At 68.2% G+C, this 12,436-nt stretch carries 4 protein-coding genes; 3 read left to right on the top strand and 1 reads right to left on the bottom strand.

Annotated elements, in window-relative coordinates:
• Positions 1-55: 55 nt before the first annotated feature.
• The 3 genes from pks2 to G6N66_RS26170 all read left to right on the top strand — a co-directional run bounded on the left by pks2 (position 56) and on the right by G6N66_RS26170 (position 11,134).
• Positions 56-6,385, top strand: coding sequence for a sulfolipid-1 biosynthesis phthioceranic/hydroxyphthioceranic acid synthase (gene pks2 / locus G6N66_RS26160; RefSeq protein ID WP_232079418.1), 6,330 nt, complete (start codon positions 56-58; stop codon positions 6,383-6,385).
• Between the two features lie 67 nt (positions 6,386-6,452).
• Entirely contained in the window at positions 6,453-7,895 is a 1,443-nt protein-coding gene (locus tag G6N66_RS26165) for a condensation domain-containing protein (RefSeq protein WP_085233784.1), read from the top strand.
• 23 nt (positions 7,896-7,918) lie between these two features.
• Complete coding sequence (locus G6N66_RS26170) at positions 7,919-11,134, top strand: MMPL/RND family transporter (RefSeq protein WP_179968320.1); 3,216 nt, start codon at positions 7,919-7,921, stop codon at positions 11,132-11,134.
• Between the two features lie 16 nt (positions 11,135-11,150).
• Here G6N66_RS26170 and G6N66_RS26175 read toward each other — a convergent pair whose 3' ends face one another.
• The gene (locus G6N66_RS26175; protein WP_139825289.1) at positions 11,151-12,416 is read right to left on the bottom strand and encodes a PE-PPE domain-containing protein; all 1,266 of its coding nucleotides are present in this window, start codon (positions 12,414-12,416) and stop codon (positions 11,151-11,153) included.
• Between the last annotated feature and the right edge of the window lie 20 nt (positions 12,417-12,436).

A 12,436-nucleotide genomic window follows, 5' to 3' on the forward strand; every position in this document is an offset into this window, starting at 1 on the left:
TTCCGTTGATGGCCCTCGCAAAGCTGGTGGGAAAGAAGAAGAGGTGGGACGGGTCGTGGACGAGCCACGTGTGACTCCTGTTGCTGTTATCGGTTTGGCGTGCCGGTTGCCCGGCGGCATCGACTCCCCGGAGTTGCTGTGGGACGCGCTGATGCGCGGCGATGACCTGATCACCGTCATTCCGCTGGACCGCTGGGACGCCGACGAGATCTACGACCCCGAGCCGGGCGTGCCGGGCCGGTCGGTATGCAAATGGGGCGCATTTATCGACGGCCACGCCGACTTCGACTGCGAGTTCTTCGGCATCAGCGAGCGCGAGGCGATCAACACCGACCCCCAGCAACGGTTGTTGCTGGAGACGTCGTGGGAAGCCATGGAACACGGTGGTCTGAACCGGGCCACCCTCGCGGATACGCGCACCGGTGTGTTCATGGGCGTGACGCACAACGACTACACCATGGTGGCCGCCGAGGCCAGCGCGTTGGACGGCCCCTACGGCTTCTTGGGCAACAGCTTCAGCATGGCGTCCGGGCGGGTGGCGTACACCCTGGGGGTACATGGCCCGGCCCTGACGGTGGACACCGCGTGCTCGTCCGGTCTGGCCGCGGTGCACATGGCGTGCCGCAGCCTGCACGAGGGCGAAAGCGACCTCGCGTTCGCCGGTGGGGTGTCGCTGCAGATGGACTCGCGCAAGGCCGCGGCCGGGTCGGCATTGGGAATGTTGTCCAAGACCGGGCATTGCCATGCGTTTGACGTCGACGCGGACGGCTTCGTGCCGGGCGAGGCTTGCGTGGTCCTGCTGCTCAAGCGCCTGCCCGACGCACAGGCCGACGGCGACCGCATCCTGGCCGTGTTGCGCGGCACCGCGGCCAATCAGGATGGCCACACCATCAACATCGCGACGCCCTCGCAGGCCGCCCAGGCGGCGGCCTACCGGGCGGCGTTGGCCGCCGGCGGCGTCGACCCGAGCACCGTGGGGATGGTGGAAGCCCATGGCCCCGGGACGCCCATCGGTGACCCGATCGAATACGCCAGCCTGGCCGAGGTTTACGGCACCGAGTACCCGTGCGCCCTGGCGTCGGTGAAGACCAACTTCGGGCACACCCAGTCGGCCTCCGGGGTGCTGGGGCTGGCCAAGGCGATCCTGGCGCTGCAGCACGGTGAGATCCCGCGCAATCTGCACTTCAACAAGTTGCCCGATGAGATCGCCCCCATCGAGACCAATCTCTTTGTGCCGGTGGTGACCACGCCGTGGCCGATCTCCAACGGTCACGGCACCCCGCGGCGGGCGGCGGTCTCCTCCTACGGGTTCTCCGGGACCAACGTGCACGTGGTTGTCGAGCAGGCTCCCGAGGCCCCGCAGATCCTTGAGACTCCCGACGTCGAGGCGCCCACGCAGGGCATGGCCAACCCGCTGTGGTTTGCGTTGTCGGCGAGCTCCGCCGACGCGCTGCGGCAGACCGCCAAGCGGCTGGCGGACTGGCTGCCCGAGCACTCGGACGCCGTCGCGCTGTCAGATTTGGGTTACACCCTGGCCCGGCGGCGCGCGCACCGGCCGGTGCGTACCGCCGTCACGGCCGCCACCATGGAGGAGCTGATCGCGGGCCTGCGTGAGGTCGCCGACGGTGACGCTCCCTATCAGGCCGCGGTGGGTCAAGACGACCGGGGCCCGGTGTGGGTGTTTTCCGGGCAGGGCTCGCAATGGGCGGCGATGGGCGCCGAATTGCTGGCCACCGAACCGGTTTTCGCCGCGACGGTCGCCGAAGCCGAGCCGCTGATCGCGCGGGAATCCGGGTTCTCGGTAACCGAGGCGATGACCTCGCCGGAGACGGTGACCGGCATCGACCGCGTCCAGCCGACGATCTTCACCATGCAGGTCGCGCTCGCCGCCACGATGAAGTCGTACGGGGTCATCCCGGGTGCCGTGATCGGCCACTCGATGGGCGAGTCCGCCGCGGCGGTGGTCGCGGGGGCCCTGTCGCTGGAAGACGGCATCAAGGTGATCTGCCGACGCTCGAAGTTGATGCTCACCATCGCCGGGTCCGCGGCGATGGCGTCGGTGGAGCTGCCCGCGCTGGCCGTGCAGTCCGAGCTGACCGCGCAGGGCGTCGACGACGTGGTGGTGGCCGTGGTGAGCTCGCCGCAGTCCACGGTGGTCGCCGGTTCCACCGAATCGATCCGCAAGCTGGTCGACGCGTGGGAGCAGCGCGAAGTCATGGCCCGGGAAGTCGCCGTGGACGTGGCCTCGCATTCGCCGCAGGTCGACCCGATCCTGGCTGAATTGACCGAGGTGCTCGCCGACCTGTCCCCGCAGGCGCCGCAGGTTCCTTACTACTCGGCGACCCTGTTCGACCCGCGTGAGCGGCCGGCCTGCGATGCCGGGTACTGGGCCGACAATCTGCGCCACACCGTGCGGTTCTCCGCCGCGGTGCGCGCGGCGCTGGACGACGGCTACCGGGTGTTCGCCGAGCTGTCGCCACACCCGCTGTTGACCCACGCCGTCGAGCAGACCGCGGCCAGCATCGGCATGCCGGTGGCCGCGCTGGCCGGGATGCGCCGCGAGCAGCCGCTGCCGCTGGGGCTGCGTGGTCTGCTGACCGACGTGTACGCCGCGGGCGCGGCGGTGGACTTCGCGATTCCCTTCCCTCAGGGCCGACTGGTCGACACGCCGCTGCCGGCCTGGACGCACCGTCGCCTGTATCACGACGCTGACGCCCAACAGAGCAAGGGCGCCTTCAGTGTCGCCGTGCACCCGCTGCTGGGATCGCACGTGCAGCTGCCCGAGGAGCCCGAGCGGCACGCCTGGCAGAGCGACGTCGGCACCGCGACCCTGCCCTGGCTGGGTGACCACCAAATCCACAACGTGGCAGCGCTTCCCGGCGCCGCCTACTGCGAGATGGCGTTGACCGCGGCGCGCGCCGTGCTCGGCGAGGGAGCCGAAGCCCGCGACGTGCGGTTCGAGGCGATGCTGCTGCTCGACGAGGAGACCCCGATCTCGGCCGTGGCGACCGTGCCGTCGCCCGGCGTGGTCGAGTTCAGCGTGGAAGCGGCCGTCGCCGAGGGCATGGGACACATCCGGCGCGCTTCGGCGGTGCTGCACGCCAGATCCGACGACGAACCGCCCGCCGCCCACGACATGGCCGCGTTGCTCGCGGCGCACACCCTGCGGGTGGACGGCGAGGACATGCGCACCCACTTTGACGCGCACGGCGTGCAGTACGGTCCGGCGTTCACCGGTCTGGGCGCCGCCCTCATCGCCGACGGGACCGCCGACGGCACCGGCAGCTCGGTGCTGGCCGAGGTCGCGCTGCCGCCGTCGATCCGTTCCCAGCTGAACTCCTATGGGATTCACCCCGCGCTGTTGGACGCCTGCTTCCAGGCGGTCGCGGCCCATCCCGACGTGCGGGCCGGCCTGAGCGGTGGCCTGATGCTGCCGTTGGGGGTGCGGCGGCTCCGCGCCTTCGGCACGGCCCGCAACGCCTGCTACTGCTATATCCGCGACACCCACACCGGCCCGGCCGGCATCGAGGCCGACCTCGATGTGCTCGACGAACAGGGCACCGTGCTGCTGTCCGTCGAGGGGCTGCTGCTGGGTTCCGGGGCCACCGAGCAGGGCAACCGCAACCGCGTGCTCAACGAGCGGTTGCTCACCATCGAATGGCAAGCGCGCAAGCTGCCCGAACCGGACCAGACCGACGAGACCAGCCGGGGACCGTGGCTGCTGATCAGCACCGCGGCCGGTGCGGATGGCCGCGATGATCTGGCCGACGCGCTGACCGCCGCCGACGCGCAGACCTCGACGATGGCATGGCCGGTGCGGGGCGACCACCCCGAAGCCGACCAAGCCGCCGCCGAGGCGCTGCGGGCCCAGCTCGGTGCCGGCGGGCCCGCCGGCGTGGTGGTGCTGGCGGGGCCGCCGGACAGCCAAGACAGCGAAATCGCCGCGCGCGGCGGCGATTACGTCGCCCACGTGGTGCGGATCGCCCGCGAACTGACCGAGGTCGACGGCGCGTCACCGCGCCTGTATGTGGTGACCCGCAACGCGCAACACGTCGTGCCCGAGGACTGCCCGAATCTCGAACAGGGCGGCCTGCGTGGCCTGCTGCGGGTCATCGGCACCGAGAACCCGCACCTGCGCACCACCCACGTCGACGTGGACGAGCAGACCGATGTGGAGCGGCTGGCGCGCCAGCTGTTGAGCGGCGCCGACGAGGACGAAACCGCGTGGCGCCACGACAATTGGTACACGGCGCGATTGACCCCGACGGCGCTGCGCCCCGAGGAGCGCCAGACCACGACGGTGGACCGCGCCACCGACGGCATGCGGCTGCAGATCCGTAACCCCGGCGACCTGGAGTCGATGGAGTTCGTCGCCTTCGACCGGGTGCCGCCGGGCCCCGGAGAGATCGAGGTGTCGGTCACCGCGTCGAGCATCAACTTCGCCGACGTCCTGGTCGCGTTCGGCCGCTATCCCTCGTTCGAGGGGCACCTGCCGCAACCGGGCACCGACTTCGCCGGGGTGGTGACCGCAGTCGGGCCGGACGTCACCGACCACAAGGTCGGCGACCACGTCGGGGGCATGTCGCCCAACGGCTGCTGGGGCACCTTCGTCACGTGCGACGCCAACCTGGCCGCCACGCTGCCCGAGGGATTGACCGACGCCCAGGCCGCCGCCGTCACCACCGCGTCGGTCACCGCCTGGTACGGGCTCAACGACCTGGCCCGCATCCGGACCGGGGACAAGGTGTTGATCCACTCGGCAACAGGTGGCGTCGGACAGGCGGCGATCGCGATCTGCCGTGCCGCCGGCGCCGAGGTGTATGCCACCGCGGGCAGCCCGGAGCGTCGACAACTGTTGCGCGACATGGGCATTGAGCATGTCTACGACTCGCGCAGTATCGAGTTCGCCGAGCAGATCCGTCAGGACACCGACGGCTACGGCGTCGACATCGTGCTCAACTCGGTCACCGGCGCCGCCCAACTCGCCGGGGTCAAGCTGCTGGCCCTGGGTGGGCGGTTCATCGAGATCGGCAAGAAGGACATCTACGGCGACACCCGGCTGGGCCTGTTCCCGTTCCGCCGCAACCTGGCGTTCTACGGCGTCGACGTGGGCTTGATGTCGGTCAGCCACCCCGCCGAGGTCCGGGAACTGTTGAACACGGTGTACCGGCTGACGGCCGAGGGCACGCTGCCGATGCCGCAAGCCACGCACTACCCGCTGGCCGAAGCGGCCACCGCGATCCGGGTGATGAGCGCCGCCGAGCACACCGGCAAGCTCATCCTCGACGTCCCGCACACCGGCACGAGCAGCGTGGTTTTGCCGCCCGATCAGGTGCGGCCGTTCCGGGCCGACGGCTCGTACATCATCACCGGTGGCCTGGGTGGCCTCGGGGTGTTCCTGGCCGAGAAGATGGCCGTCTCGGGCGCCGGCCGCATCGTGCTCAGCTCCCGCTCGGAGCCGGGTCAAAAGGCGCTCGAGACCATCGAGATGATCCGGGCGATCGGGGCCGACGTCGTCGTCGAATGTGGCGACATCGCGGCGGCGGGCACCGCGGACCGGTTGGTGGCCGCCGCCACCGCGACCGGGCTGCCGCTGCGCGGCGTGCTGCACGCAGCCGGTGTGGTCGAGGACGCGACGCTGGCCAACATCACCGACGAGCTGCTCACCCGCGACTGGGCGCCCAAGGCCTTCGGGGCCTGGCACCTGCACCAGGCGACCTTGAACCAGCCGTTGGACTGGTTCTGCTCGTTCTCCTCCGGTGCGGCCTTGCTGGGCTCGCCCGGTCAGGGCGCCTACGCCGCGGCCAACAGCTGGCTCGACGCCTTCACCTACTGGCGGCGGGCCCAGGGCCTGCCGGCCACCTCGATCGCGTGGGGTGCCTGGGCCGAGGTCGGCCGCGCCACCGCCGTGGCGGAAAGCACGGGTGCGGCCATCGGCGCGGACGAGGGCGCCTACGCCTTCGAGATGCTGCTGCGTCACGACCGCGCCTACACCGGCTACACCCCGATCATCGGGGTGCCGTGGCTGGCCGCGCTGGCCGAGCGGAGCAAATTCTTCGAGGTGTTCCAGGCCGGGCAAAGCCGGGGCGGCACAAGCAAATTCCGTTCCGAGCTCGACGGGTTGCCCACCGACGAGTGGCCCGCGCGGCTTCGCCAGCTCGTCTCCGAGCAGGTCGGCCTGATTCTGCGACGAACGGTCGACCCTGACCGCCCATTGCCCGAATACGGCCTAGACTCGCTTGGAGCCCTCGAGCTACGGACGCGCATAGAAACGGAAACCGGAATACGGCTCAACCCCAAGAACATCACCACCACGGTGCGAGGACTCGCCGACCACCTGTACGAACAGCTGGCACCCGAAGACGCCAAAGTCGTCTCTTCCTAGACGGGAGCGATTTACCGTCGAAGTGCGCTTACCGTCGAAGTGGATGTGCTGAATCGCAGGAGAGAACGTGTTAATTGGCCCACTTGAGCTGGCGACACTCCCCGAATGGGAGCCGAGTCCGGGTTCACTTGTTTCCTGGCACCCGAAACCTGCTTCGCGCGCCAAGGCCAGCGAGGCGCCGGCAAGTCCCGTACCAGCGAGCTACATCCAAGAACGACACCTTCGCAACTACGCACAGCAGGCCGAGCGTGGCTCCGATCATTCGCGGCTGCTCATCGCGGTCTGCGAGGTGTACGGCAAATGCGATATCCGCGCCATGACGTATGTGATCAATGCCCACCTGCGCCGGCACGATACCTATCGCAGCTGGTTTGAGTACCGGGACGCCGACCACATCGTGCGGCACACCATCGCCGACCCGGCCGATATCGAATTCGCTCCCACCGAGCACGGGGAGAAGGACGCCGCCCAGTTGCGGGACCACATCTTGGCCACGCCGGATCCGCTGCAGTGGGACTGTTTCAGCTTCGGGGTGGTGCAGCGTCCGGACCGCTTCACCTTCTACGCCAGCATCGATCATTTGCACGCGGACGGGCAATTCGTCGGGGTGGGCCTGATGGAGTTTCAGACCATGTACGCCACCCTGATCATGGGCGAACCCCCTGTCGCCGTAGGCCAATCCGGCAGCTACGACGACTACTGCGTCCGGCAGCGCGAGTACACCTCCGCATTGACCGCGGACACCCCGGAGGTACGCCGGTGGATCGACTTCGCCGAAGCCAACGGCGGGAGCTTCCCCGACTTCCCGCTGCCGCTGGGCGATCGGTCGGAGCCCTCCGGCGGCGACATGTTGAGCATGACGCTGCTGGACGAGAAGCAGACGGAGCGATTCGAATCCGCTTGTCTGGCAGCGGGTTCGCGCTTCATCGGTGGGATGTTCGCCTGCATCGCGCTGGCGCTGTACGAGCTGACCGGCGTCGAGACCTATGCGGGAACCACACCGAAGGACACCCGCAGCAATCAGTCCGAGCTGACCACGCAGGGGTGGTTCACCGGGCTGACACCGGTGACCGTTCCGGTGGTCGCCGCGTCGTTCGCCGACACCGCCCGGGCGGCGCAGGCGTCCTTCGACGAGGGTTTGGACCTGGCGCAGGTGCCCTTCGAGCGCGTGGTCGAGCTGGAGCCCTCGCTGGCCAGGCCCCGTCCGCTGTTCTCACAGGTGAATTTCTTCGACGCGCTGGCCGGCCCGCTGGCGATGCTCACCAAGATGTTCGACGAAGTGACCATGGGCGCCTACAGCGACGGCCGGTTCACCTACCCGCTGAGCACCATCGTGGGCCGGTTCGACGAGACCACGGTGAGCGTGTTGTTCCCCAACAATCCGGTTGCCCGCGAATCGATCACGCAATATCTGGGGGCCCTGAAATCCGTGTGCGTGCGGGCCGCCGATGGCTGGACACCGTCGCGGGTCCGCAACCCCGCCGAGCTTTCTCAGCAGCCGGCGTATTGACCCTAGGTTCCAGGCGGTAACGAGTGTCACGGCAGACTGAGGCGGCCAGCTCGCCCGCCGGCGGGGGCCTATTCGGTTGGCTGGGCGGCTTTGTCGCGCGCCGTCCGTGGGTGGTGATCGGCGGCTGGATCGTGCTGGCGATCGTCCTCATGCTCACGACGCCGACGCTGGAAGAGGTCTCCCAGAAGCACCCGGTGGCCATCCTGCCGGACAACGCGCCGTCGCTTGTCGCGGCCGAGAAAATGACCAAAGCGTTCCACGAGGACGGAGATCAAAGCATCGCGGTGGTGGTGCTCGCCCATGAAAAGGGGGATAAGGGCCTGAGCCCCGCCGACGAAGCCGTCTACCGCAAGCTCGTCGACACCCTGCACAAGGACACCAAAGACGTCGTGATGGTGCAGGACTTCTTGGCGGCCGAGCCGCTGCGCGAGCTGCTGACCAGCAAGGACAAAAAGGCCTGGCTGCTGCCGATCGCGCTGCCCGGTGACCTGGGCTCGCCGCGGTCGAAGCAGGCGTACACCCGCGTCGACAACCTCATCCACCGCACCGTCGCCGGGTCCTCGCTGACCGCCTACGTGACCGGACCCGCGTCGACCGTCGCCGACATGAACCTGACCGGGCAGCGGGACAGGACTCAGATCGAGGCGGCGATCATCGTCCTGTTGTTCTTCATCTTGCTGATCATTTACCGCAACCCGGTCACCATGGTGCTGCCGTTGGTCACCCTGGGCATGTCGCTGGTGGTGGCGCAGCGCCTGGTGGCCATCGTCGGCTCGGCCGGCCTCGGCGTGGCCAACCAGACCGTCATCTTCATGACCGGGATGATGGTCGGCGCCGGAACGGACTACGCGGTCTTTCTGATCAGCCGATATCACGACTACCTGCGGCGGGGCGTCGATTCGGATGAGGCGGTCCGCGGGTCGCTGACGTCCATCGGCAAAGTGATCGCGGCCTCGGCGGCCACGGTGGCGATCACCTTCCTCGGGATGATCTTCGTTCAGCTCGGGATTCTGAAGACCATCGGTCCGGTGTTGGGCCTTTCGGTTGCCGTCGTCTTTCTGGCCGCGGTGACGCTGCTGCCGGCCCTGATGGTGCTCGCCGGGCGCCGTGGTTGGATCGCACCGCGACGCGAGATGACCCGTCAGCTCTGGCGGCGTTCCGGGATCGCCATCGTGCGCCGGCCCAAGACCCATCTGGCCGCCAGCGCGCTGGTGCTGATCATCCTGGCCGGCTGCGCCGGTCTGGCGCACTACAACTACGACGACCGTAAAACCCTGCCGCCTTCGGTGGAGAGTTCGATCGGCTACGCCGCGCTGGATCGGCACTTCTCGACGAACATGATCATCCCCGAATACCTGTTCATCGACTCGCCGCACGACCTGCGCACGCCGCAGGCCCTCGCCGACCTGGAGCAGATGGCGCAGCGGGTCAGCCAGGTGAAGGGTGTCTCGACGGTCCGGGGCATCACCCGGCCCGACGGCCAGTCGCTGGAGCAGGCCAGGGCCTCGTGGCAGGCGGGTCAGGTCGGCGGCAAGCTGGACGAGGGCTCCAAGCAAATCGCCGACCGCACCGCTGATCTGGACAAGCTGGCGGGCGGGGCCAACCTGATGGCGGGCAAGCTGGGCGATCTGCGGACCCAGGTCAACCAGGCCGTGGCCAACGCCGGCGGCCTCATCGACGCCCTCGGTTATCTGCAGAGCGTGTTCGGCGGCAGCAAGACGCTCGGCGAGCTGCAGGGGGCCGCGCAGCTCATCGGCAGCATGCACAGCCTGGGCGACGCGATCGGCGCGAACGCCAACTTCGTCGCGAACAACTCCGACTGGGCCAACCCGGTGCTCAACGCCCTCGATACCAGCCCGGCGTGCAACATGGATCCCGGCTGCGTCCGGGCCCGGGACGAGCTGCGCCGGATGGTCGCCGCCCGCGACGACGGAACGCTGGGCAAGTTATCCGCACTGGCCCGGCAGCTGCAGGCCACCGGGTCGTTGCAAACCCTGGCCCAGACCGTGAGCGGCTTGAGCCGGGCGCTGAGCACGGTCATGAGCTCGATGAACTCCTTGGGGATGGGTAGCGGCGGCAGCATGCACGCCAAGGTCAACTACTTGCAAAGCGGGGCCAATCAGCTCGCCGACGGCAGCAAGCAGTTGGCCGACGGGGTGCAACTGCTGGTCGACCAGGTCAAGAAGATGGGCCTCGGGCTCGGCCAGGCGTCGTCGTTCCTGCTGGCCATGAAGGACACGGCCACCACGCCGGCGATGGCGGGGTTCTACATTCCCCCGCAGCTGCTCTCGTATGCCACCGGCGAGACGGCGAACCCCGGGAATCTTCCGCCCGAGGCGCAAGAACTGATGCACGGCATCAACGTCGACCAGCTCCGAAAATTCGCCTCGGCCTTCGTGACGGCCGACGGACACGGAATGCGGTACCTGATCCAAAACGACATCAACCCGTTCAGCTCGGCCGCCATGGACCAGATCGATGCGGTGCTGGCCGCCGCGCGAGGGGCACAACCGAACACCACGCTGGCTGACGCGAAGGTGTCGGTGGTGGGATTGCCGGTGGTGCTGAAGGACACCCGTGACTATTCCGATCACGACGTCCGCTTCATCATCATCATGACCATCTTCGTCGTGCTGTTCATTCTGATCGTGTTGCTGCGAGCGATCGTCGCGCCGCTGTACCTGATCGGTTCGGTGATCATTTCCTATCTGTCGGCGCTCGGTATCGGCGTGATCGTCTTTCAGTTGCTGCTCCGTCAGGAAATGCATTGGAGCGTACCGGGATTGACGTTCATCATCCTGGTCGCGGTCGGTGCCGACTACAACATGCTGCTCATTTCGCGGATGCGTGACGAATCCGTGCATGGCATGCGCTCCGGGGTCATCCGCACCGTCAGCTCAACCGGCGGTGTGATCACCGCGGCGGGCCTGATCATGGCGGCCTCGATGTACGGGTTGGTCTTTTCCAGCCTCGCCAACGTGGTTCAGGGCGGCTTCGTCCTTGGCACCGGGCTGCTGTTGGACACCTTCCTGGTGCGCACCGTGCTGGTGCCCGCCATCGCCGTCCTCGTCGGAAAGGCCAACTGGTGGCGGCCGTCGGGCTTGCTGACGCTGTGGCGGGCCCGCGGGAGCGCTCAACCCAAGAAGCGCAAGCCGCTGTTGCCCGATGACGAGAAGACGCCGACGTGGGCCGACGACGAGGTGATCGCGTTTTCCCCGCAGGACGGGCTCAGGCTTTAGCGGGCCGTAACGGGCTTTACAGCTTGTGCTTGTGGGGCAGCACACCGATCTTCGGCAACCCCGGCCCACCCTTGCCCGGTTTGATGGCTTTGGTGACCGCGTGTGCGGCCGCGCCGGCCATGGGGGCGGGGGCCGGATGGGGGGCCGCATGGGTGGCCGCGCCGGCCAGGTTGGCGCCCGCACCCAGCGCGCCGGCGCCGGACGCCACCCGTGAGAGCGCGCTGGCGACGTTGAAGGCGTTGAGGGCCAGGGTGGCGGTGGTCAGACCGGCGGTGATGCCGGCGTTAGTGCTCTCGATCGGGATGCTGATCGCCGGGCCCACGTGGCCGACCTGGGAGATCTGCTTCGGCGTCGGCAGCGGACCCGGATCCGGGCCGTAGGCCCTGTCCACCATGGGCTTGAGCACCGCGTTGAGCGGCCCCGCCGCGTCTGGGGGAAGACCCGCCATGTCCACCAGCGCGCGCACCAGCGGCAGTTCATCACCGGTGCGGATCAGGTAGGTCGTGGTGGTGGCGCCCCGGTCGTTGACGGTTCGGGTGATGTCCTGCGGTGCGACCTTGGACGGATCGGAGAACGCCGTCGCGCTGTGGCCATAAAAGCCGCCCGCCGTGATCCCATTCAGGTCAGCGAGCAGATTGCCCATCCGGTCCGGCGGATGGGAGAAGATGTCGTACTGACCGACGACGTTGACCGTGTCGTACTGGCTGTCCAGCGGGCCCGTCACCCGGTACCCGATGATGGGAACCTTGGTGCCGGGCCGAAAGACATGCGACAGCAGATTGTTCGGGTCGCCGGCCTTGACAAAGGTGAGCTGGTCGGGCGGGGGTGCGGCGGGATCGTGCGCCAACCGCTCCTGCTCCTGGTCCAGCGCCAGGGTGCCCTGCGACAGTCCGGCCACGTAGATCGGGCCGTGGGTGCTGCGGATCGCCGCGTCCAGGTTGTTCGTCCCGGTGTTCACCGACGACGCGAGCGTCGGCGAATTCAACCCCGTGACGGGCCAGAAGCTGCCCGGATAGGGGATGATCCGGCGGGTAGCACCGGGCGGGATGTAATTCGCGCCGATTTCGGGCTGCGTCTCCGGCTTGAAGTGATAGAGCGACCGCAGCGGTCCGTAGGGGGACGGCGCCGTGCCTGGAACGATCAACGCGGTGTCGTCGGCAACTGCCACCCCAGCGACACCATCACCGAAAGCCGTTGCCCACGTGAGCATCCCTGCCGCAACGGCGCCTGCGAGCAGTTTGTTCACATGTCCCCCAATAAGGCCGGTCGATATAGCAAGCATGCTACCGCGCCCGCACCGAA

The sequence above is a fragment of the Mycobacterium conspicuum genome (assembly GCF_010730195.1).
Lineage (GTDB): Bacteria > Actinomycetota > Actinomycetes > Mycobacteriales > Mycobacteriaceae > Mycobacterium > Mycobacterium conspicuum.